The following is a 22,504-nucleotide window of genomic DNA, read 5'->3' on the forward strand; positions in this document are numbered from 1 at the left end:
AGTCGCCACCGGACTCAGGCGCCGGTACCGTTCACGTCTTTTCCGGTCTCGTCCGGCCGCCCGGAATGCCCGTTGGCACCCGGGCCACTCCCGTTGCCCCCGTAGCCGTTTGCGCCATTTGCGCCATTGGGCTCGGTGCCGCCGTTGACCCCGGGGCCCTGCTCGCGCGGCGGCCACCCGGGCGCCGACCAATCACGCGGGGCGCCGTAATCGGGCCACGTCCCGGCCTGATGGCCCGGCTGGGGCTGCCCCTGCGGCGGGTATTGGGGCGGATAGGACTCGGGCGGATACGACTGCGGTGGATATGACTGGGGCGGATACGGATTCTGCTGCGGCGGGAACTGCCCCGGATGCGGATACCCGGGTGCCGCCTGCGGAGGATACGCCGGTGCCCCCGGTTGTCCTCCAGGAGGGCCAACCGCGCCGACCGGCTCGGGAACCTTCACCGGCTCCGGCGGCGGCCAAGGCTCACCACGCTCGATCGCGAGCTCACCCGGCGTCTTTACCGGCGGCTTGTCACTCGGCGTGCGCTCGCCGAAATCGTTGAACGTGGTGATCCGCGGCCGCTTCTCGACCTGCGAGAAGATCTTCTCCAGATCCTTCCGGGTCAGCGTCTCCTTCTCCAACAACTCGCTGGCGAGCACATCGAGGGTGTCGCGGTACTCCGAGAGAATGGCCCACGCCTCGGTGTGCGCAGCCTCGATCAGCCGGCGCACCTCCTCGTCGATCTCGCCGGCAACCCCCGCGGAGTAGTCGGTCTGGTTGCCCATCGAACGGCCGAGGAACGGATCACCCTGCTCCTGCCCGTACCGGACCGCACCGAGCTTGGCGCTCATACCGTATTCGGTGACCATCGCCCGCGCGATCTTCGTCGCCTGATCGATGTCGGACGACGCGCCCGTCGTCGGCTCGTGGAACACCAACTCCTCGGCGGCACGACCACCCATCGCCATCACCAGGCGGGCGATCATCTCCGAGCGGGTCATGATGTCCTTGTCCTGCTCGGGTACGGCCAGCGCATGACCGCCGGTGCGTCCACGGGCCAGGATGGTCACCTTGTAGATCGGGTCGAGATCCGGCATCGCCCACGCGGCCAACGTGTGACCGCCCTCGTGGTAGGCGACGACCTTCTTCTCGTGCTCACTGATGATGCGGCTCTTACGACGCGGCCCGCCGATCACACGGTCGACGGCCTCCTCGAGCATCTCCGCGGTGATCGTGTGCTTGTTCTCACGAGCGGCCAGCAACGCCGCCTCGTTGACCACGTTGGCCAGATCGGCACCGGACATGCCCGGGGTCCGCTTGGCCAGACCGTCGAGATCGGCGTCGGAATCGATCGGCTTGCCCTTGGCGTGCACGCGCAGGATCGCCCGGCGCCCGGCCATGTCGGGATTGCCGACCGGGATCTGCCGGTCGAAACGACCCGGACGCAGCAACGCCGGATCGAGGATGTCGGGACGGTTGGTGGCCGCGATCAGGATGATGCCCTGCCGGTCCCCGAAGCCATCCATCTCGACGAGCAGCTGGTTGAGAGTCTGCTCGCGCTCGTCGTGACCACCGCCGAGACCCGCACCACGCTGACGCCCGACCGCATCGATCTCGTCGACGAAAATGATGCACGGACTGTTGTTCTTGGCCTGCTCGAACAGGTCACGCACACGGGAGGCACCGACACCGACGAACATCTCGACGAAATCCGAACCCGAGATCGTGAAGAACGGCACCCCGGCCTCACCGGCGACCGCGCGAGCCAACAACGTCTTACCGGTACCGGGCGGACCGTAGAGCAACACGCCCTTGGGGATCTTCGCGCCGAGCGCCTGATAGCGCGTCGGATTCTGCAAGAAGTCCTTGATCTCGTAGAGCTCCTCGACCGCCTCATCCGCGCCGGCGACATCGGAGAACGTGGTCTTCGGCATGTCCTTGGTGAGCTGCTTGGCGCGCGACTTGCCGAAGCCCATCACGCCGCCACGACCACCACCCTGCATGCGACTCATCACGAAGAAGAACAAACCGAACAGCAACAACATCGGCAGCAGGAAGATCATGATCTGCCAGAACACCGACTGCTCGTTGACATTCGTCTGATACGGCGCACCGGTCGCCTTGACGTCGTTGAAGATCTCCTCACTCGCCGCCGAGGGATACTTCGTCGAGATCTTGGTCGACTCGTCATCGCCGACCTTGACCGGCGTATTGGTCTCGATACGCAGCTGCTGCTCACGGTCGTCGATCTGAATCGACTTGGTGTTCTTCGTGTTGAGCTGCGTCAACGCGACCGAGGTGTCGACGGCCGTGTAGTCGCGATCATTGTCGCGCCAGACGCTCCAGCCCCAGAAGGCGAGCACGATGACCGCCACGATGGCGAGATTGCGGAAGACTGTCTTGCGGTTCATGCCAGTGAGGGGTTGGTCGGCGGTGGTGACACCCGACCGGTCCCGTTGGTCCTTCCCATCGATTCGTGACCACAACAAGCCGAGTTGACGCGGACAAATCGTGCAGACGCACGCCGAGCATCGACCGTGATCGTTGTGATAAGGCTACCGGTCAACGATCGCGCAGGTAAAACCGTTCCCTGTGTTTGTTGGCGCCGCCTCCGGCGTCGCGGGTGCGTGCGCCCTTTAGCACCGCTCTTCGTCGATCGCGCACATTGTCGCTACGCTCCTCGTGCGCTCCTCCTCATCGCGGCGCGGCACACGCACGTTGTGGGGCATTGTCGCTGCGCTCCTCGCCGGCTCCTCCTCATCGCGGCGCGGCACACGCACGTTGTGGGGCATTGTCGCTGCGCTCCTCGCCGGCTCCTCCTCATCGCGGCGCGGCGCACGCACGTTGTGGGGGGGCTTTGTCGCTGCGCTCCTCGCCACGCCGCCACCATCGGCAACCGTTACCCGTCGCCGCGAGGGGATCGCTCAGCCTTGGTACACGCTCGGGCGCAGCCGACCGATGAACGGCAGGTCGCGATAACGCTCGGCGTAGTCGAGGCCGTACCCGACCACGAACTCGTTGGGGATATCGAAACCGACCTCGGCGACGTCGACCGGCGAGCGAACCGCCTCGGGCTTGCGGAGCAGCGTGCACACCTCCAACGACTTCGGCGAGCGGGTCGCCAGGCTCTTCATCAGCCACGACAAGGTGAGCCCGGAGTCGATGATGTCCTCCACGATCAGGACGTCGCGCCCGGCGATGTCGCGGTCGAGGTCCTTGAGAATGCGGACGACACCCGACGACGACGTCGCCGAACCGTAGCTCGACACCGCCATGAACTCCATCTGCGACGGAATGGGCAACGCCCGCGCGAAGTCGGTCATGAACATGATCGCGCCCTTGAGCACACCGATGAGGACGAGATCGTCCTCGATACCGGCGTAGCGCGAGGCAACCGACTCGGCCAGCTCGGCGGTGCGCTGTTTGATCTGTTCCTCGGTGATCAGCACCGCTTCGATGTCGTCGCCGTAATGGTGTTCGATCTCGTTCGCCACGGCCTCTAGCTTGTCATGCCCGACGACCGGGATGGATCCGACGTCGGCGAGCGCCGTCGGGCGTCAAGGAAGAAAGGCAAGGGCGTGCATTTTGTCCGCCGTTTGACGACATAACATCACAACTCGATAACGCGACGCCACAGCGGTCACATCTCACGCGATTTTTTGGACTTCTGACGCATTCAAGTTGAACAATCTCCAAAGCAGTAAGAAAACCTGTGCACCGAAACCCCGGACATGCCCCGGCAATGTCCGGATTCCATCATTCCGCCCGGACGATGACGTCCACGTTTGCCCCACTCGGCATTCTTCGTCGCCCGGATCGGACCGACCCGCCGAATGGACACCCCATGCACACCTCATCGCCACCACCGACAGACCACAGGAGCCCGAGCGGCCGATCCCGGCACCGCAGCATCATCCTCTTGGTCGCGATTTCCCTTGCACTGGTGTTGATTTCGCGTGGGACCCCGGCCAATGCAGCGCCGCCGACCCCGGTGGGCTACACGCTGTCGAGCACCAGCACGTCGCTCACCCTGACGTTGCAACACGGCACATTCAAGCGTGGCCAGAACTCTCTGGCAATCGTCGACAATGCCGGTTCGGCGGTTTTCCAAATGCCGTTGAGCTACCGCCTCGAGGACCGGGAGTACCCGATTGCGGCGCAGATTTCCGGCAATTCGGTGACACTCATTCCGTCACACCGCGTGGCCGACTCACGATCAATCGATCCACAATTGGTGGAACCCGTTCGCGCCGCCGCAGGAAAGCAACTCGTCGACGCCCCGACGACCCGGCAGGAACGCGACAATCAGGCATTGGCGCAATTCATGCAAATCCTCGGCGCAGGCACCACGATCGGGACACTGGTGGGCACCATCATCGGCGCGATCGTCGGCGGCGTCATCGGTTGCGCGATCGGACTGGCCGCCGCGGTCATCGGCTGCCTGGTGGCCGTCGTCCCCGCAGCGGGTCTCGGCGGTGTCGCGGGCACGATCGTCGGCGGTGGCGGCACCCTCGTCGTCGCGGGAATCCAGTACCTGCAGACCATCAACTCCCCGTTCGTCCCACCCCGGACCAGCTCACCCCAGAAGTGAGCCGGTCCAACCCCGCACGCCCGGGTCCGGCGACGTCAGCGCGGTGAGTCCCGCACCGTGAGTACGTCGCCGACCCGGGCGACCTCACGTCGGGACCCGCCATCGCCGCCGACGGCGACACCGCCCTGACCGTGCCAATCGACGACCAACGCGTCCACGGCACCGATCACCCGGCTCGTCGGCTCGGTGGCCCCGACGTCGAGAAGCCACCGCCGGATCACCCTGGTCCGCACCGCGGCGGCGAGATCTCGCACCCGCTCGATCGCCAGGCCCGCGTCGGTGCGGGCGGCACGGTGATACTCCTCGGCGAGCGCGTCGAGGGCGTCGGTGTCGGCGCGTAACGCATCGGCCGTGCGGCACAGCGCCTCGACGACACCGCCGTGGACGACGTCGTCGAGCAGCGGCAGGACCTCCGAACGCAGACGCACCCGGGTGAACCGGGGATCACGGTTGTGCGCGTCGGCATGTGGAGCCAGCCCGAGTTCGGTGCAGGCACCGACGGTCTGCGCACGCCGGACACCCAGGAAGGGCCTTCCCCACGGCGCCGACCACGCCCGCATCCCGGCGATCGAACGCGCGCCCGAGCCGCGTGCCAGTCCGAGCAGAACTGTCTCGGCCTGATCGTCGGCGGTGTGGCCGAGCAGCACCGGCCATCCGTCCCGGGCCTCCTCGAGTGCCGCGTAGCGGGCCGTCCGGGCCGCTGCCTCCATCCCACCCGCGGTGCCGACACTCACCTCGATCAGCTGCGCGCGGGCACCGAGCCCGCGCGCCGCCACGGCCGCGGCGTCGGCGACATGCGCCGACCCATGCTGGAGCCGGTGATCGACGACGAGCGCACGAACCTCGAACCCGGCGCGCACGGCGGCCGCGGTCAGCGCCAGCGAATCCGGACCGCCGGAGAGTCCGACGCAGACCTGCCGGTGGCCGTCGAGGTGGTCGGCGGCGAATCGCTCGACCGCCCGGGTCAGAGCACCCGCGCTATCCATTTCGCCGGTTCGTCGATCTCGGCGGGCAGCGGCATCGTCTCCGGCGAGGTCCAGATCGTGTTGAAGCACTCCATGCCCACCGTCGAGACCACCTCGTCGACGAATGCCTTACCCCGAATGTATTGGGCCAGTTTGGCATCCATACCGATGAGGGCACGGATGATGCGTTGCACCGGATTCTTCGGTCCCGTGCGCCGCTTGTCGAACGCCGCGCGGATCGACGCCACGGTGGGTACCTGCGCCGGGCCGACGGCGTCCATCACGTGATCGGCGTGGCCTTCGAGCAGGGTGCCGAGCATCAGCATCCGATTGAAGGCGTCGTACTGTTCGGGCGTCTGCAGCAACTGCATCGCACCGATCACGCCCTTCTCCCGGGGCTTGCCGCCCTTGAGCGCGCCGGTGATGCGTTCGACGACGTCGGAGATCGACTCGCCGGCGTCGGAGGTCAGCACCTCGATGTTGTCGAGCATGTACTGCCGCAACCACGGGTTGGCCGAGAACTGCACCCGGTGGGTCACCTCGTGCAGACACACCCAGAGCCGGAAGTCCGACGGGACCACCTTCAGCGTCCGCTCGACGCCGACGATGTTGGGCAGCACCAGCATCAACACACCCGGGTCGTCGGCGGTCCCCGATACCGACTCCTCCGGCGGCGAGAACGGGTCGTACTGTCCGAGGATCGCGGTGGAGAGGAAGGCCAGCAGACCCGAGGCCTGCAGCCCGCCGATGCGCCCGCTCAGACCGGGTGAGTCGTCGGCGCCACCTGGCCCCGAGAGCATCGATCGCATGGATTGCCCTGCGGCGTCGATCCATTCGTCGCGTTCGAGCACGCGTGCCGCGGGCACCGCGAGGCCGTCGGCGAGACCGGTGACCTCGCGGACCGGCGCCTCGGCGCGCACCGCGGCGTCGGCGAGTTCGACCCGGGCGGCCATCCGCGTGTAGTCGGTCATCTTCGGGCCGGGCCGCGAGAGTTTCTTACCCACCGTGGACGCGAGGCCCCAGTCGATCTTGGCGCCGACCGACTCCAGATCGTGGTCTGCGTGATCTATCGACATCCGCACTCCCTCAGGTCGCCGGGGATGGCGTCGAGTGCCGGGCGGGCGTCGGCCGGGGAGGTTCCCCCCGACATCAACGCGAACGACAACACCCGCCCATCGACGGTTTGCACTATGCCGGTCAACGAACTGACGCCGGTCAGAGTTCCGGTCTTGGCCCGCACCCAGCCCGCTGCCGGGTTGTCCGGTTCGTCGAAGCGGTCGGCGAGGGTCCCGGTGCCACCGGCGATCGGCAGGCCCTCGAGGATCGGGCGTAGTTTGGCGTTGCGGGCACCACTGGGGCTGTTCGAATCGTCGGGACCGCTGATGGCGCCCATCAGGGTGTCGAGGAATGCGGCCGGGATCTTGTTCTGATACGAGAGCCCCGACGAATCGTGCAGGGTCACCCCGGAGGTGTCGAAACCGTTGTCCCGCAACGTTTTCACCACCGCTGCGGCGCCTCCGGACAAGGTGGCCGGACCACCCTGGGACACCGACAACTCGATGGATAGCGCCTCGGCCATCACGTTGTCGGAGAAGCGGTTCATGTCGTCGACGCGGGTGAGCAACGGGGCCGAGGACACCTTCGCGAGGGTCTGCGCACCCGCCGGCGCGGTCGTCTCGGTGACGTCGGTCGACACCCCGAGGGCCGTGGCGAGCGCCTTGCCTGCGGCGACCGCCGGGTCGGCGACGCGCGGCGAGTACTCGTCGAGCGGTCGCGCGGTGCGGCCGCCGTCGATCATGAGCGGCTGGATCGGGGTGATGTCGCCGCCGGCGATGTCGGCGCGATCCCACGTCGGGTCCATCGACGGTCCCGTGTACGCGCTGACGTCCACGGCCACCGACCGCACGTCGACCCCGGAGTTCTTGATCTGGTCGGCGAGCTGCGAGATCCGGGCCGGGTTGGTGTAGAAGGTGTCGACCCCGGGCGGCTGGGCGCTGAGCGTCGGGTCCCCCGCGCCCTTGAGGATGATCTGCCCGTCGGGCCCGGCGAGCACGGTGGTGGTGATGCGCTGATCGTGGGGCAGGGCGAGCAGCACCGCCGCCGCGGTGAGGATTTTCGCGTTCGACGCCGGGGTGCGCGGCTGGTCGGCGCCCTGCGACCACAGCACCGTCCCGGTCAGCGCGTCGCTGATCTGGCCGGTGAGGGTGCCCAGTGCGGGCGCTTTGAGCGACGCGGCGATGGCTCGCTGGACCCCGGCCGGGGTCGGTTCGGGCGCGGTCGCCGACACCGGGTCGATGGCGGGCGTGAAGGCGATCGGCGCGGGCCGGTCGGGGGTGCCCGGCGGAAGTGGGTCGGGTTTGGTCAGCTGCAGGTAGGTGAACACCCCGCCGACCGCGATGACGGCGACCAGAGCGATCGAGAGCAACGACCAGATGAGGCGCCGACGACGCGTCCGCGGCCGGTTCACCGCGGCGCTTCCGTGATGTGCACCCACACAACCTCCGGGTCTCGACGTTCCTTCATGTGGACCTAACAGTATCGTTGAGGCGATTCGCGCCGCCGACTCGCACGATGAGCCGATACCTGCATCCGGCGTTTCGGGCAGCGGCGGCCGCGCTCACCCCAACGACAGTGCCACGATCAAGGAGGACGCGTGGAATTCGATGTGACCATCGAGATCCCCAAGGGAAGCCGCAACAAGTACGAGGTGGACCACGAGACGGGCAAGATCTATCTCGACCGCTACCTCTACACCGCGTTCGGTTACCCCGCCGATTACGGCTACATCGACAACACGCTCGGCGAGGACGGCGACCCGCTCGACGCCCTCGTCCTGCTGCCGGAGTCGGTGTACCCCGGTGTGATCGTCCGGGCCCGGATCGTCGGCATGTACACCATGACCGACGAGGCCGGTGGTGACGACAAGCTGCTGTGCGTCCCGGCCAAGGACGTGCGCTGGGATCACATCCAGGACATCGGTGACGTCCCCGAGTACGAGCTCAAGGCGATCGCGCACTTCTTCGAGCACTACAAGGACCTCGAGCCCGGCAAGCACGTGAACCCGGGTGGTTGGGTTGGTACCGCCGAGGCGGAGAAGGTGGCGCAGGAGGCCATCGAGCGTCTCGAGAAGCAGCCACACGACGCCAACGAGCCCTCGCGCGGCTGACGCTGGCTTTCGAGCACGAGAACGGCGCCCGTCCCCCGATCGCGGGGGCGGGCGCCGTTTCTTCTCACGCCGGGGGCCGAGCCGGTGTCTACTGCGCGGGGCCGGTCGACTCCGGGTCGCCGAGCGGTTTACCCCTGCGCAGCGGCAATTCCTTCCACGTGACGGTGCCTATGATCGCGAGCAACGAGATGATCGAGACCGTCAGGAACACGCGGTCCATCGAGTTGGCGAAGCCCTGTTTGATCGGTTGGGCCAGCTCGGTGGGGAGCTTGCTGATCACCGAGGTATCCGACATCACGCTCTCCGATGCCGAGCCACCCCCGGCACCCGGATTCTGCGCCGCACTGATGAGACCCTTGGCGAATCCGCTGACCTGCGGGTCCGGACTCGACGCGGCGGTCATCACCGCGGTGCGGTACTGCGGAGCCGCCGCCGCGGTGACCATCTCGTCCTTGATGTTGGGGCCCATCAAGCTGAACAGCATCGAGAAGAACACGGCCACACCGAGCGTCGCACCGATCTGCCGGAAGAAGGTCGCGGTACCCGTCGACAGTCCCATGTCCTTGGGCGGCAGGATGTTCTGCATGGCCAGGGTGATCGGCTGCATGAGGTTACCGAGCCCGAAGCCGAGGAAGAACGCGTAGATCATGACCAGCCACACCGGCGTCGACAGTCCGACCGTGTGCAGCATGAACATCATCACCGTGATCAGGACCGAACCCAGGATGGTGAAGATCTTGTACCGTCCGGTCCGCGAGATCAGCTGACCCGACAGCACCGACCCGGTCATCAGCCCGAGCACCATCGGCAGCATCTGCAGGCCCGCGACCATCGGGCTCGACCCGCGCAGCACCTGGAAGTACTGCGGCAGCATCGAGATGCCGCCGAACATCACCGCGCCGACGACCATCGAGACGACGATGCCCTGCGCGAAGACGCGCAACGGGATCAACGCGTCATCGCCCATCAGGTGCTCGATGAACACGAACACCGCGAGCCCGACCGCGCCGACGATGTAGCACAGCCAGGACCAGCCCGACAGCCATCCCCATTCGCGGCCCTGTTCGGCGACGATCAGCAGCGGTGCGACGGTCACCGCCAGCGCGGTGGCACCCCAGTAGTCGGTGCGGCCACCGACGCCCTTGTTCTGGTCGTAGTTGAGGACCCGGTAGACCACGGCGAGGGCGAGGATGCCGATCGGCACATTGACCAGGAACACCCAGCGCCACCCGGAGACCCAGAGGATCGAGGACTGCCCGGCGAACAGTCCGCCGAGCACCGGTCCCAGCACACTGGAGGTACCGAACACGGCCAGGAAGTAGCCCTGGTACTTGGCACGTTCGCGGGGCGGGACGATATCGCCGATGGTCGTCAGCGCCAAGGTGAACAGGCCGCCGGCACCGAGACCCTGGAAGGCGCGGAACGCGGCGAGCTCGTACATCGAGGTCGCCATACTGCAGGCCAGCGAACCGATCACGAAGATCGAGATGGCCAGCAGGAAGAACGGCTTACGCCCGTAGAGGTCGGAGAGCTTGCCGTAGAGCGGTGTGACGATGGTCGAGGTGACCAGGTAGGCCGTCGTGACCCAGGCCTGCATGTCGTAGCCCTGCAGATCGTCGGCGATCGTGCGGATCGCGGTCGAGACGATCGTCTGGTCGAGCGCCGCGAGGAACATGCCGAGCATCAGGCCGGTCAGCACCGTCAGGATCTGCCGGTGCGAGAGTCCCGCTCCGGCGTGCTCCTCCGGGGGACTCACCGCAGAGGTGGTGACGTTGTCGTTGGTCATGAGTTCCTCGTGGTCGTAGGGGCTGGGGGGATACGTGGTGATTCGGACGCCGGTGCCGTCTCGGATGGCCGGCGTTCGCACGCGGGCGGGACCAGGGTCTCGGCGGCGTCGACGAAGCGGGTGAGAAGGGTTACCAGGGTCGCCATTTCGTCGGCAGACCACTCGCTCATCGCGGAGTTCACCGCCGGGCGGCGGCCCGCGCGCATCGACTCGACGCGGTCACGTCCGGCGTCGGTGACGACGAGCAGCGTCGCGCGCCCGTCGTGCGGGTCGGCTTCGCGTCGGATGAGCCCGAGGTCGACGAGTTGACTGACGTGCCTGCTGACCGTCGACGGATCGGCGCCGAGTTCCGCGGCCAGCTCTCGCGAGCGCATCGGGCGTTTGGCCAGATGGAACAGGCCCTTGAAGGCCGCCGTCTCGAACTCACCGTCGGGCGTACGGAAGGTCGTGTGGACCGCGCGGTCGCGGATACGGATGTAACGCGCGAGTGTGTCGAAGAGCTGATCGATGTCGCGATCTCCGAGCATGCCGATCCCCCGATCGATGACGATGTCCGATTTCCTTGCCGACTACAACTAGTTGTTGGCTACATGTAGTTGGCGGCCGCAAGTATGCGCTCGAGTTCGTCGTCGTGGCAAATCCCATTAGGATCGACGGTCGTGACCCCTGTACCCCCACCGACGTCATCGGGTAACCGTCCGCACTTCACGTCCATGCCTGACCTGGCCTTACGGGACCTGGGCGGCGCCGTCGTGTGGACCAACGACGACCTCTTCGCCGAGGCACAGAACCTGATCAAGACACCCCCGGCGCAGTATCAGCCCGCGACGTTCGGTCACAAGGGTCAGATCTACGACGGCTGGGAGACACGACGGAGGCGGGAGGCGGGAGTCGATCAGGCGATCGTCCGGCTCGGCGCGCCGGGTGTCATCTACGGCGTCGTCGTCGACACCGCGTGGTTCAAGGGCAACTATCCGCCGTTCATCTCCGTCGAGGCCGCCGCCAAGGAGGGCGTCGTCTCCGTCGACGAGCTGCTGACCGATACCGAGTGGGTCACCATCGTCGAGAAGAGCCCCGTCGACGGCGACACCCGCAACCCGTTCCGGGTCGATGCGAAGGACCGCTTCACCCACGTGCGTCTGACGATGCATCCCGACGGCGGTGTGGCCCGATTCCGGGTGCACGGGCGCGGCGTACCCAACCCGCACTTCTTCCGTTACGGCCATTTCGATCTGGCCGCGCTGGAGAACGGTGGCCTGATCACGGCCTGCTCCAACATGTTCTACAGCTCGCCCAACAATTTGCTCATGCCCGGCCGTGCACGGCACATGGGCGAGGGGTGGGAGACCTCGCGTCGGCGCGACGACGGCAACGACTGGGTGCAGGTGCGCCTGGCCGGGCAGGGCCGGGTGAGTCTCGTCGAACTCGACACCAGCTACTTCCTGGGCAACGCGCCCGGCGCGGCGATGGTCCGCGGCCGCGATGGCGAGGACGGCGAGTGGTTCGAGGTGTTGGGCCGCACCGACTTACAGCCCGACACCCGTCACCGGTTCGTCATCGATCTCGACCGCCCGATGACCGAGGCGCGCATCGATGTCTATCCCGACGGCGGCATGGCCCGACTCAAGCTGTACGGCCTGCTGACCGACGAGGCGCAGACCGAGCTCGTCGAGCAGTGGGAGCGCGGCGAGGCCTGAGCACTCCTGCGCAGAGATATCAAGCCGCGCGCCGCTCCGCGAACGACGGCAACACCAGCTCGCGCACGCGGTGCCGCGTCGCCGAACCGTCGAGTGAAACGAGGATGACGGCGTCGGCGACCTCGGCCGCGTAGATGTCGCGGATGAGGGTCACCAGACCGCTCGGCGTGCCGACGTAGCGCACGGTGCCGCCGTCGATGTCGTCCGGGATGTGTGCGACCGCCGCCCGCGCCGATGCGGCGCTGGGCGCGATCGCCACCTCCACCTCGAGTGCGACGGAGAAGTTCGCGGTGTCACGGGTGCCGGCCCGCAGCAGTGAGCGGGCCCGCTGGGCGTCACGCAGCGTGGGTCGACGGACGACGATCGCCGAGGAGTCGGCGGGAATGTCGTCGGCGAGCGCGACCCGCAGCGATGGCCGTCCGATGCTGATGCGATCGAGTTCGATGGTCATGCCGGGTTCCCTCCGGGTGAGGTCGAGATCAGTTGTGCCAGAGCGTCGATCAAGCGGTCGATGTCGGCGGCCCCGGTGCCGAGGCCGAAGCTCGCGCGCACGGCGCCGTCGGGGTGGCCGAGGCGATTGAGGATCGGGTGGGCGCAGAACTTTCCGTCACGCACGCCGATGCCGTGTTCGTTGCTGAGATACTCGGCGACGGCGCGCGGCGCAATACCGTCGACGCCGAACCCGGCAATCCCGACGCGATCGGTGATGTCGTCGAAGATGCGCAGTTCCTCGACGCCGTCGAGGCTCGCGAGCCCGTCGTCGAGACTGCAACGCAATTCGTGCTCGTGCAGGCCGATCGCCTCGAAGCCGATCTCGGTGATCGCCTCGCAGGCGGCAGCGATGGCGATGGCGCCCAAGACATTCGGCGACCCTGCTTCATGTCGCGCGGCACCGGTGTGCCAGGCGGTGGCCGCGCAGTTCTCGTCGGGGCCGTCGACGACGCTGACCTGCGCCGACGCCCCACCGCCGGCGAGGTAGGGGTCGGCGGCGTCGAGCCAATCCGACCGTCCGATGAGCACTCCCGCGCCGTACGGCGCGTAGACCTTGTGACCGGAGAACACCAGGTAGTCGATACCGTGGCTGACCATCGACACCGGCCGGTGGGCGACGAGCTGGGCTGCGTCGACGAGTATGTGCGCGCCGTGTCGGTGCGCGATGGCGGCGATGCGTCCGATCGGCAGGACCTCCCCGGTGACGTTGGAGGCCGCGGTCACCGCGAGCAACGCCGCGGGCGCCGCCGCGAGTTCGCATTCGAGTGCGACGAGGGTGTCCTCGATGCCCGGGCGCGCGGTCACGATGCGGGCCGTCCCGGAGTCGCGCGAGACCCACGGCAGCAGGTTGGCGTGGTGCTCGATGTCGAGAACCACGACGTCGCCAGGGGTGCAGTGGGCCGCCAGATTGATCGCGTCGGTGGTGTTGCGGGTGAACACGACGGTGTCGTCGGCACGCCCACGCACGAAGCGCCGCACCGTCTCCCGGCACTGCTCGTAGCGACGGGTGGTGACCTGGGACAGATGGCCGGCGCCGCGGTGGACGCTGGCGTACTGGTGCAGCGACGCGGCGACGGCGTCGGCAACCGCGGTCAGGGCGGGGGCGCTCGCCGCATAGTCGAGGTTGGCGTAGGCCACCTCGCTCCCGTCGACGAGCGGCACCTGTTGTCCTGCGCCGACGACCTCGGCGAGCGGCTCGATGGACGACGGATCTGCGCCCACGGTGGCGGCGATCGATGCGGGGGTGACGACAGCAGTCATCGAAAAATCTCCTTGGGAATCCACGCTTGCCGTGTCCGGGTGGTACACGGCCAGGTCGTCACCCGGAGCACCCCACCGCGGAGGAGGGTTGCCGACCAGCGAGCCGGGGCTTGTCACTGGCACTCATGACCTGCACCAAGGGTGGCCTATCACGCGGGAGGGTGTCAATTTTCACTCAGCGTGGGCAAAATCCCGACGCCGTCCGGCGCTAGGTTGGTCGAGTGAGCGGCGAACGTGTGGACGATGAGGGAACGGGGCCTGCTCCGTTCGTGTTGTCGCGCCCGCACGGGGTGGTTCGCGCCGAGGGCGTCGCGCGACGGTTCACCGCGGTCTCCGACGCCGTCGACGCGCTGCGATCCGGTGCGGTGGAGTCGGTGGTCGGTGCGCTCCCGTTCGACCCCGCAGATCCGGCCGCGCTGTTCGCACCCACGCGGCTATATCGGGAACAGGCGCTCGGTGGGCGCGCCCCCGTCCGTCATTCACTGACCCACTTCGTCGAGATCCCCGACGCCCCCACACATCGGGAGCGGGTGCGGCGAGCGGTGGCCGCCATCGACGCCGGCGACCTCGACAAGGTGGTGCTCGCGAGAACCGTTGGTGCGGTGCTCGATTCGACGGTAGAGATCGATGAACTCCTCGGCGCGCTGGCGCACGGCAACTCCGAGCACAATGCGTTCGCGGTCGACAGCGGCCACTCGTGGCTCCTCGGCGCGAGCCCGGAGTTGTTGCTGCACAAGAGTGGCCGCGAGGTGACCTGTCATCCGTATGCAGGTTCGGCTCCACGCTCGTCGGACCCGGACGCCGATCGCGAGGCCCGGGAGAAGCTCGCCGCGTCGGGAAAAGACCATCGCGAGCATGCGTTCGTCGTCGAGCATCTGCGTGAACGGTTGGCGCCGATCAGCGAGGAGCTTTCCGTCGCGACCCGACCTCAATTGCTCTCCACCGGCGAGATGTGGCATCTGGCCACACCGATCCGCGCCCGCCTCGCCGATCCGGATGTCGGCGCACTCGACCTGGCCCTCGCCCTGAGCCCCACCCCGGCGGTGTGCGGGACACCGACCGACGCTGCGGCACAGTTCATTCGGGATCACGAGGAACCCCGCGGACTCTACGCCGGCGCCGTCGGCTGGGCCGACGCGCGTGGCGACGGCGAGTGGATGGTCACCATTCGTTGCCTCGAACTCGACGCCGACCGACAAACCTTTCGCACGTGGGCCGGCGGCGGTATCGTCGCCGACTCCGATCCCGATGCCGAACTCGCCGAGACCACCGCGAAGCTGCTGACGGTATTGCGAGCGTTGGGAATCTCGGGAATGTGACGTCGTCATTCGCAAGACCGACACGGTGCGAGGGCGCGTGTTGCAACCTCCGAACGTCGGATATATTGGCGCGTTGATCGAGCGGGGAGGGCCAGTGCTGCAACCGGGAGCGAGTTTCGCCGGATACACGATCGAACGTCTCCTCGGCGCAGGCGGAATGGGTGAGGTCTACGTCGCACGACACCCACGCCTGCCACGATCCGACGCACTGAAAGTGCTGGCCTCCTCCTTGTCGGACAACGATCAATTCCGCCGCCGATTCGAACGCGAAGCCGACGTTGTCGCCACCCTGTCCCATCCCGGAATCGTGACCGTTCACGACCGCGGCGAAGCCAATGGGCACCTCTGGATCGCTCTGCAACTCATCGACGGCACCGACCTCTCCGAAGTCCTACGCACTCACGGCCCGATGCCCGCTCCCGAGGTTGCACGCATCGTCGCTGCCGTCGCCGACGCGCTCGATTACGCCGGTAGCCGAGGCCTGGTCCACCGCGACGTCAAACCCGCCAACATCCTCATCGAGACCAACGGGCGATTACAACTGACCGATTTCGGCATCGCCCACACCCGTACCGACACCAATACCCGACTCACCGCGACCGGCACCACCATCGGCACGCTTGATTACGCGTCCCCCGAACAACTCCGCGGCCTCTCCCTCGACAGCCGATCCGACCAGTACTCCCTGGCTTGCACCGCTTTTCACTTACTCGCCGGGCATCCACCGCACGAGGACACCAACGCGGTGGCAGTCATCACCCGCCACCTCGAACAACCACTACCCAGTCTGCGACACACCCGGCCGGAACTCTCCCACGACGTCGACGCGGTCCTCACCCGCGCCACCGACAAGGACCCCGCGCGCCGCTTCTCCTCGAGTTCGGAGTTCGCCAACGCATTGGCTGTGGCACTGCGACAAACTACTTCGACACCGCGACAAACGATTTCGGCACCGACGCCGACGCCGGCGCCGACCGTGCGTCCGCAACCGGATTCCGGCCATCCGGGCAGGCCGCCGGTCGTCTTCGGGTCCGTCCAACAGGCCCCTGCGCCCGGGTGGCCGGTGCCGGCTCCGCCTCGTCGGCGACGCCGGCGTCCCGGTCGGCTCACCATCGCCCTGGTGCTCGGCCTGGTCGCGGTTCTCGCGATCACCGGCGGAGTACTCGGATGGCATTTTTACGAGAAGTCGGTGGCAGGCGCACACGAGTTGGCCGATCTCACACATGTTCCCGCCTCACCGCTGAGCCCGTCCCTGGCCACCAAACCGGCGCGGGTGAAATGGACGTATTCCGGCGCGGGGATTCTCGGCGGCACCATCCAACTGGCGATCGGCGCGCACGACGCGGTCACCGAGGGATCCGAACCCGCGGTATTCGACGTCCTCGACGCCAACACCGGAAAAGTGTTGCGGAGCATCTCCGTGCCGGTCATGGGCCCCGACGGCTACGTCGCCCAACCCTGTGTCGTCGCCGCGACGATTGCTGCCTGCCCGATGACCAACACGACGGAAGTTCTGCTCGACCTACAACGAGGAACCGTCGTCGGCCAGGTGACCGCCGACCAGATGGTCGCCGCCGACACCGGCTTCTTCGCGCTGAAGCAATCCCCGGGCGACGACGCCAACCGGACGACGGTGATGAGCGTCGACTCCTCCGGAAGGGTTCGATGGCAGGAAGACTCGCGCGAGTATGCGCTTCCGGCGACCGGCAGCGGGAGTGCGCTGATCAATCCGGTACAACAGCCAGGTTCCTTCCAGGGCCCCGCAGTCGAGATCCGCCGCGCATCTGACGGCAAGGTCCTCTATCACCGCGTGCTCCAAGAATGGGAAGAGTCTCCGGCGTGGGCGCCTTTCCCTGGGGGTTTCGTGGTGGACGGAGCCAACGGTCCCGAATACTACGATCTGGACGGCAAGCGAACCGCCGTTGGCGCATCCGACTGGCATCCGATCGGAACACCGCTACGCGCCGGGATCAATGCACTACCCGCAGCCGGTCCGTCACTACCAGTTCTCAGCAAGGGTGACATCGACCGCATACCTCAGACGACAACCACCATCGGAGTGGCGAATCCCGCCACCGGAACCATTCTCTGGCAGAGCGAGACCGGCGGTGGCAGAGACTCGTCGTCGACGGCCGTCGGCGTGGGAACCGCAGCGCAGCTGACACTGACGACCAACAATTCCGGCACTTCCAGGGAAACAGAGTCCCACGCGCTTGCCCTCTACTCCGGATTCGTCCCCGACCACGTCTTAACCGACCTCCGGTCGCAGAGCCTGATCGCCGACGACGGCACCCGAACAGCCTTTGCGTCGAGCTCCGAAAACTCTTGTGAGACACCTATTTACCTTGCAAACGACTGCACCACGACCTTGACGGCTTACGGTTCGGACGGCAACCAGTTGTGGGACCTGAACAGCCAGGGCACTCCGGAGGGTTTCGCCGGGATGGTCTTCATCGGCACGAGTCGCATCATCTGACGGACGCAGATTACCGGTGGAAATGTCTGCTCAGCACGGCCTCTCGTACTCGACCTCATCGATGTGCACTCCCCAGACCTTCCCCGACCGCACCTGCCCCGTGGGAGCCCAGCCACGTTCGGCGTAGAAGTCCATGGCTCGCTCATTGCCCTTCAGCACGTGCAGCCGGGCGACCGGATAGCCCTGACGGGCGATCTCCGCCTCCGCGTGATCCATGAGGGCCGACCCGATCCCCGACCGCCAGTGATCCGGATCGACGTAGAGAGCCATCACCGTGGCATGCCCGTCGAGTTCGCCGATGGTCACGAAACCGGTGATACGGCCGGATGATTCGGCAACCCAGGTGTGGGGCCCGCGGTCGTCGTCAAAGGTGTAGTGCTCGGCGCGGTCTTCCGGGCGCATCGCCCGCAGTTCGGCGTCGGGCAGCAATCCGTGGTAGCCACGCTGCCACGAACGCACGTGCACCCGCGCCACCGGAAGCGCGTCGGCGGCGGTGGCTCGCCGGATCAGCATCGACGGTTGTTCTCGTCGTCGGCCAGCGCTCGACGAAGCTGGTCCGCAATATCCGGTCGGAACGTCGACATCTGCATCGCTGCGATCGCCTGCGCTCCGACGGTCGTCACGCCGAGCTCCGACACCAGCCGCCGGATTGCATCCTCCTCGGATTCGGCACGTTGCATGAGCGAGAGAACCTCTGCGGAACGATCGAGCGCTGTCACGCAGGCACGCAACACCTCTGATCGCTCCTGCCGCCCGACCTCAGGATCCGGTCGTGCCCGGCGCCCGCGTGGCGAAGGCGCTTCGACAACCGGCCCATCCCACTCGAAGAGTCCGTCCGGGAGCGAGGCATGCTCGGTGAGCTCGACGACTTCCGACGATCCCGAACCGGCCGACATCGTAAGCCGCACGATCACCCCGGTCGACTCGTCGATGGAGATCTCACCGTTCTTTCCGGAGCGGTCCCCCACCAACACCGCCCAGGCTCGACGGCCACCGACATCCACCGCTCGTGGCTCGTCGCGCACGACGACGTCACGACTCATGCTGTGCAGCAATGAGTTCTGACCGAGTAGCTGCAACGGGCTGACCCCGCGACCGAGTATCGGCATCCTGATATCGCCGTCCAGCAGCGTCATGTGGCCGTCGATGCGCACCAGCGATCTGTCACGACCGCTGAGATACACCGGCTCACCATCGATCTCGATACGCCACCGATCGGTCGGCGCATACCAGAACCGATAGGACTCATCGAGTTCGGTTCCGCGATCCGAGCCGAGGGATCTGAGGGCTCCCGAGACCATCACCGAGCCGGACGCCGCATTGCGCCCGATCAGTTCCACCCACGAGACCCCCATCCCCGAGCTACCCCAGCGCCTGATCCAGATCCGCGAGCAGGTCGTCGATCCCCTCGAGCCCCACCGAGAGCCGAACGACGGAGTCGCTCAAACCGATTGCGGCGCGCCCATCCGGCCCCATGGCCCGATGTGTGGTGGTCGCCGGATGCGTGATCAGCGACTTGGAGTCACCGAGGTTGTTCGAGATGTCGATCACGCGCAGAGCGTTGAGGACCTCGAAGGCACGCTTCTTGCCGTCGACGCCGTCACGGTCGTTGAGTTCGAAGGTCACCACCGTGCCACCGCCGGACATCTGTGCGGTCGCCAGCTCGTACTGCGGGTGCGAGGTGAGGAAGGGGTATTTGGTCCACCGCACACGCGGGTCGGCCTCCAGGAACTCCGCGATCCGCAGCGCCGAGGCCACCGAGGCATCGACGCGTAGCTTGAGCGTCTCGAGTCCCTTGACGAGGGTCCACGCGTTGAACGGAGAGAGCGCAGGTCCGGTGTGGCGCATCAGGGTCTGCACCGGCCCGTCGATGTACTCCTTGGTACCGAGCACCGCACCGCCCATCACCCGGCCCTGGCCGTCGATGTGCTTGGTGCCGGAGTAGACGATGACATCGGCCCCCAGGTCCAGTCCCTGCTGCAACAACGGGGTGGCGAACACGTTGTCCAGCACCACCTTTGCTCCTGCAGCGTGTGCGAGCTCGGAGACCTTCGCAACGTCGACGAGGCTCTGCATCGGATTCGACGGGGTCTCGAAGAACACCGCCTCGGCGGGCGTCGACAACGCCTGCTCCCACTGCTCGAGGTCTTCGCCGTCGACGAAGTCGGTGTGCACACCCCACCGGGGCAAGATCTCGTTGGCGACGACGAAGCACGAACCGAACAGACTGCGTGCGGCGACCAATCGGTCGCCGGCCTTCAGCAGCGCACCCAACGACACGAAGACTGCGGCCATTCCGCTCGCGGTGGCGAAACATGCCTCGGCACCCTCGATCAGCCGCAGCCGCTCCTGGAACATCTCGACGGTCGGATTGCCGTACCGGGAGTAGACGAAGCGCTCGTCCTCACCGGTGAACGCACGCTCGGCGGCTTCGGCCGAGTCGTAGACATAGCCGCTCGTCAGATACAGCGCCTCGGAGGTCTCGAAGAAACCCGACCGATCGAGCCCGCCCCGGACCGAGAGCGTCTCGGCCGAAACCCCCTCCGGCAGACCTCGGCTCACGACTGCCTCCACGGAAGGTCGAGGGCACGCCAACCCTTGGAACCACGGTGATCGAATTCGTCGAGCGGCCCCTCGAAGCCGTCGACGATGTTGTACGCCTTGGCGACACCGTCGGCCGTGGCCGCCTCGGCGGCACCGATCGAGCGATGCCCGGAGCGACAGATGAAGATCACCTCGTCGTCGTCGGCCACGCCGGCATCACGCAACTCGGCGATGAACCCCTCATTCGGAGTGCCGGTGGGAAAGGTGTTCCACTCGATGAAAAGTGGTTGCTTGCCTAGGATTTCGAGGTCAGGAACCCCGACGAAGGACCATTCGGCGCGGGTGCGACAGTCGACGAGTTTGGCCTTCGGGTTCTGCTCGAGCTTCTCCCACGCCTGCGTAGGAGTCAGATCTCCGGCATACGTCATGGCTTGCACACCTTCCAGTTCCCGTCTTCCCGAATCGCGGCAACCTTGGTCGTCTGCGTCTGATCGGACTTCTTGTCGAAATGCCAATGTACCGTCGCGGTCGCCCGGTCACCGGACACCTGCACGTCGCTGATCGTCGGAATCACGATCCGCCCGTTGGTGTCCAACGATTGTCGGTTCTGCGTCGCGAACTCCGGTTGCGATGGAAATCCTGCCGAATTCAGGTCGGCGCTGCAGGTGTGCTCACGAAAGGCTGTGTAGTCGACGTTGTTGCGCGCGGTGTACAGATCGTTGATCGCGTACTGCACCTTCGCCGAGTCACTCGCCCGGTCCTCCGCCGGACGGAACACGTACGAGAGCGCGATCCCGCCGGCCGCGAGTGCAACGACCACCAGGGCGACCCAGAACGGCCACGCGTTGCGCCATGACGGAGTGGCCGGCTCGTCCGGGACGACGTCCGGCTCGGCCCGCTTGGCTGCGCGTTTTGCCATGTCGGCGAGTGTATCGACGCAATCGGGACGCGAAGTGGGCGCCCTCGGCCGGCCGTGCCGCCGGTCACACGTGGTTAAGTGAGGCTATCCAAGGATGCAGAATCCGACGAAGGAGACGCCATGGTGCCCACCCGACCGGCCCGATTCGCCCGCCGACATCGAGGCCGACGCTCCGGCGTCGCGATCGCCGGGCTGGCGTTGAGTGCAGCGGTGGCACTCGCGGGCTGTAGCGCTCCCGCCGACGATTCCGCGTCGTCGAGTGCGCCAGCGCCCGAGGCCGGAGCGCTGCCGGTCACCATCGAGCACAATTACGGCTCGACCACCATCTCCACGCCGGTGACCCGCGTCGCCGCCATGGGGGTGGGCGACGGCGACACCCTGCTCGCGCTGGGCTTCCAGCCGGTCGCCATGGCCCCGTTCGGCACGCCGGCGAAGGTCCGGACCCCGTGGACGGAGAAGTTGCTCGGCTCCAACGAGCCGGTGTCGCTGCCCGAGGCCTCGCAGCAGTTCGGCAACGAGATCGCCAAGGCGCTGTCCACGAATCCCGACCTGATCACCGCCGTCGGCGCCGCGCCCACCAAGGAGCAGTACGACAAACTCGCCGCCGCGGTCCCGACCATCACCCGGCCCACGAACTACCCGGATTGGCAGGTGCCGTGGGACGTGCAGGCCGCCGAGATCGGGCGGGCCGTCGGCCTCCCGCACAAGGCCACCGAAACGATCACCGCGACCAAGAAACACGTCGCCGACCTGGCCGCCGCGCATCCTCAGCTCGAGGGCAAGACCGCGGTCGCGGTGAGCGCCTCGCCGGACGGCACCATCTCGATCTTCGGGCCCGGCGACGGCCGCGAGCAGATCCTGGAAAGCTACGGGCTGACCTTCCCGGAGGGCTTGAAGTCCGCGGTCACCAGTGGGTTCTACGGTTCGATCTCAGCAGAGAACATCGGCATGCTGAACCAGGCCGACGTCGTCGTCCTCGACTGGCAGGGCGCCAACGACCAGCTCCGCAAGAACGCCAACTGGACCGGCCAGCCGTTCGTCACCGGCGGCCGCACCACCTACATCAACCAGGAGGTCGGGACCGCGATGGGCGTGCCGACCGTGCTGTCCATCCCCTGGATCGCCGACCAATCGATCGCACAGATCGCCGACGCGGCGGGCCACGCGAGCTGACGTCGGCACTGACACGGCACGGACGGGTGTGAGGTCACCCTAACCGCAGATTTTGGGTACGGGCTGCCAGGGCCTACCGTAGAAGGGATAAGCGTCGACGCACCGCCTCGTACCGCGGGCGTCTGATCTCC

General features: G+C 66.9%; 20 protein-coding genes and 1 riboswitch. Of the genes, 6 read left to right on the forward strand and 14 right to left on the reverse strand.

From position 1 onward, the window contains the following. Positions 1-14 precede the first annotated feature (14 nt). Both ftsH and hpt read right to left on the reverse strand, forming a co-directional pair. Positions 15-2,396, reverse strand: coding sequence for an ATP-dependent zinc metalloprotease FtsH (gene ftsH, locus AC5ZH6_RS23065; protein WP_006371926.1), 2,382 nt, complete (start codon positions 2,394-2,396; stop codon positions 15-17). A gap of 513 nt (positions 2,397-2,909) precedes the next feature. Continuing rightward, positions 2,910-3,479: a hypoxanthine phosphoribosyltransferase gene (hpt, locus tag AC5ZH6_RS23070; protein ID WP_006371925.1), complete on the reverse strand. Its 570-nt coding sequence runs from the start codon at positions 3,477-3,479 to the stop codon at positions 2,910-2,912. Positions 3,480-3,829: 350 nt separating this feature from the next. On the opposite strand from hpt, the gene AC5ZH6_RS23075 reads away from it, so the two are divergent. Further along, positions 3,830-4,576, forward strand: coding sequence for a DUF8020 domain-containing protein (locus tag AC5ZH6_RS23075; RefSeq protein ID WP_035728617.1), 747 nt, complete (start codon positions 3,830-3,832; stop codon positions 4,574-4,576). Positions 4,577-4,611: 35 nt separating this feature from the next. Here the strand turns inward: AC5ZH6_RS23075 and tilS are convergent, their stop codons facing one another. The 3 genes from tilS to dacB are packed head-to-tail and all read right to left on the reverse strand — an operon-like array spanning position 4,612 to position 8,035. Further along, complete coding sequence (tilS, locus tag AC5ZH6_RS23080; protein WP_006371923.1) at positions 4,612-5,562, reverse strand: tRNA lysidine(34) synthetase TilS; 951 nt, start codon at positions 5,560-5,562, stop codon at positions 4,612-4,614. Further along, positions 5,541-6,617 carry a zinc-dependent metalloprotease gene (locus tag AC5ZH6_RS23085; protein ID WP_006371922.1) on the reverse strand — a complete coding sequence of 359 codons (1,077 nt, stop codon included), beginning with the start codon at positions 6,615-6,617 and terminating at the stop codon, positions 5,541-5,543. The genes tilS and AC5ZH6_RS23085 overlap by 22 nt, the downstream gene beginning before the upstream one ends. Beyond that, complete coding sequence (gene dacB, locus AC5ZH6_RS23090; RefSeq protein ID WP_006371921.1) at positions 6,608-8,035, reverse strand: D-alanyl-D-alanine carboxypeptidase/D-alanyl-D-alanine endopeptidase; 1,428 nt, start codon at positions 8,033-8,035, stop codon at positions 6,608-6,610. Before dacB ends, AC5ZH6_RS23085 begins: the two co-directional genes overlap by 10 nt. 159 nt (positions 8,036-8,194) lie before the next feature. Between dacB and AC5ZH6_RS23095 the strand changes: the two genes are divergently transcribed. Beyond that, a complete protein-coding gene (locus AC5ZH6_RS23095; RefSeq protein WP_006371920.1) occupies positions 8,195-8,707 on the forward strand; it encodes an inorganic diphosphatase in 513 nt (170 codons plus the stop codon). Between the two features lie 88 nt (positions 8,708-8,795). On the opposite strand, the gene AC5ZH6_RS23100 is transcribed toward AC5ZH6_RS23095, so the two are convergent. Both AC5ZH6_RS23100 and AC5ZH6_RS23105 read right to left on the reverse strand, forming a co-directional pair. Beyond that, positions 8,796-10,493 (reverse strand): MDR family MFS transporter, encoded by a 1,698-nt coding sequence (locus AC5ZH6_RS23100; RefSeq protein ID WP_496167866.1) that lies wholly within the window; start codon positions 10,491-10,493, stop codon positions 8,796-8,798. Continuing rightward, positions 10,490-11,020: a MarR family winged helix-turn-helix transcriptional regulator gene (locus AC5ZH6_RS23105; protein ID WP_496167867.1), complete on the reverse strand. Its 531-nt coding sequence runs from the start codon at positions 11,018-11,020 to the stop codon at positions 10,490-10,492. Before AC5ZH6_RS23105 ends, AC5ZH6_RS23100 begins: the two co-directional genes overlap by 4 nt. A 186-nt stretch (positions 11,021-11,206) precedes the next feature. On the opposite strand from AC5ZH6_RS23105, the gene alc reads away from it, so the two are divergent. Continuing rightward, complete coding sequence (gene alc / locus AC5ZH6_RS23110; protein WP_006371917.1) at positions 11,207-12,190, forward strand: allantoicase; 984 nt, start codon at positions 11,207-11,209, stop codon at positions 12,188-12,190. 19 nt (positions 12,191-12,209) lie between these two features. Here the strand turns inward: alc and AC5ZH6_RS23115 are convergent, their stop codons facing one another. After that, the gene (locus tag AC5ZH6_RS23115) at positions 12,210-12,641 is read right to left on the reverse strand and encodes a hypothetical protein (RefSeq protein ID WP_006371916.1); all 432 of its coding nucleotides are present in this window, start codon (positions 12,639-12,641) and stop codon (positions 12,210-12,212) included. Then, complete coding sequence (locus AC5ZH6_RS23120; RefSeq protein WP_006371915.1) at positions 12,638-13,942, reverse strand: aminotransferase class V-fold PLP-dependent enzyme; 1,305 nt, start codon at positions 13,940-13,942, stop codon at positions 12,638-12,640. The genes AC5ZH6_RS23115 and AC5ZH6_RS23120 overlap by 4 nt, the downstream gene beginning before the upstream one ends. A gap of 17 nt (positions 13,943-13,959) precedes the next feature. Further along, a riboswitch (SAM riboswitch) is annotated at positions 13,960-14,073 on the reverse strand. A gap of 90 nt (positions 14,074-14,163) precedes the next feature. Here AC5ZH6_RS23120 and AC5ZH6_RS23125 point away from each other — a divergent pair. Both AC5ZH6_RS23125 and AC5ZH6_RS23130 read left to right on the forward strand, forming a co-directional pair. Further along, positions 14,164-15,261, forward strand: a complete 1,098-nt coding sequence (locus AC5ZH6_RS23125) for an isochorismate synthase (RefSeq protein ID WP_006371914.1) — start codon at positions 14,164-14,166, stop codon at positions 15,259-15,261. A 94-nt stretch (positions 15,262-15,355) separates the two neighbouring features. Beyond that, positions 15,356-17,737 (forward strand): serine/threonine-protein kinase, encoded by a 2,382-nt coding sequence (locus AC5ZH6_RS23130; RefSeq protein WP_006371913.1) that lies wholly within the window; start codon positions 15,356-15,358, stop codon positions 17,735-17,737. A gap of 30 nt (positions 17,738-17,767) precedes the next feature. On the opposite strand, the gene AC5ZH6_RS23135 is transcribed toward AC5ZH6_RS23130, so the two are convergent. The 5 genes from AC5ZH6_RS23135 to AC5ZH6_RS23155 are packed head-to-tail and all read right to left on the reverse strand — an operon-like array spanning position 17,768 to position 21,200. Beyond that, complete coding sequence (locus AC5ZH6_RS23135; RefSeq protein WP_006371912.1) at positions 17,768-18,250, reverse strand: GNAT family N-acetyltransferase; 483 nt, start codon at positions 18,248-18,250, stop codon at positions 17,768-17,770. Further along, the gene (locus AC5ZH6_RS23140; RefSeq protein WP_240524002.1) at positions 18,244-19,077 is read right to left on the reverse strand and encodes a hypothetical protein; all 834 of its coding nucleotides are present in this window, start codon (positions 19,075-19,077) and stop codon (positions 18,244-18,246) included. Before AC5ZH6_RS23140 ends, AC5ZH6_RS23135 begins: the two co-directional genes overlap by 7 nt. A gap of 22 nt (positions 19,078-19,099) precedes the next feature. Beyond that, complete coding sequence (locus AC5ZH6_RS23145; RefSeq protein WP_006371910.1) at positions 19,100-20,299, reverse strand: O-succinylhomoserine sulfhydrylase; 1,200 nt, start codon at positions 20,297-20,299, stop codon at positions 19,100-19,102. Next, positions 20,296-20,709 (reverse strand): rhodanese-like domain-containing protein, encoded by a 414-nt coding sequence (locus AC5ZH6_RS23150; RefSeq protein WP_006371909.1) that lies wholly within the window; start codon positions 20,707-20,709, stop codon positions 20,296-20,298. Before AC5ZH6_RS23150 ends, AC5ZH6_RS23145 begins: the two co-directional genes overlap by 4 nt. Continuing rightward, the gene (locus AC5ZH6_RS23155) at positions 20,706-21,200 is read right to left on the reverse strand and encodes an Rv0361 family membrane protein (RefSeq protein WP_006371908.1); all 495 of its coding nucleotides are present in this window, start codon (positions 21,198-21,200) and stop codon (positions 20,706-20,708) included. The genes AC5ZH6_RS23150 and AC5ZH6_RS23155 overlap by 4 nt, the downstream gene beginning before the upstream one ends. A gap of 120 nt (positions 21,201-21,320) precedes the next feature. On the opposite strand from AC5ZH6_RS23155, the gene AC5ZH6_RS23160 reads away from it, so the two are divergent. Then, the gene (locus tag AC5ZH6_RS23160) at positions 21,321-22,373 is read left to right on the forward strand and encodes an ABC transporter substrate-binding protein (protein ID WP_006371907.1); all 1,053 of its coding nucleotides are present in this window, start codon (positions 21,321-21,323) and stop codon (positions 22,371-22,373) included. Positions 22,374-22,504 lie beyond the last annotated feature (131 nt).

Source organism: Gordonia sp. YC-XJ4, assembly GCF_059511865.1.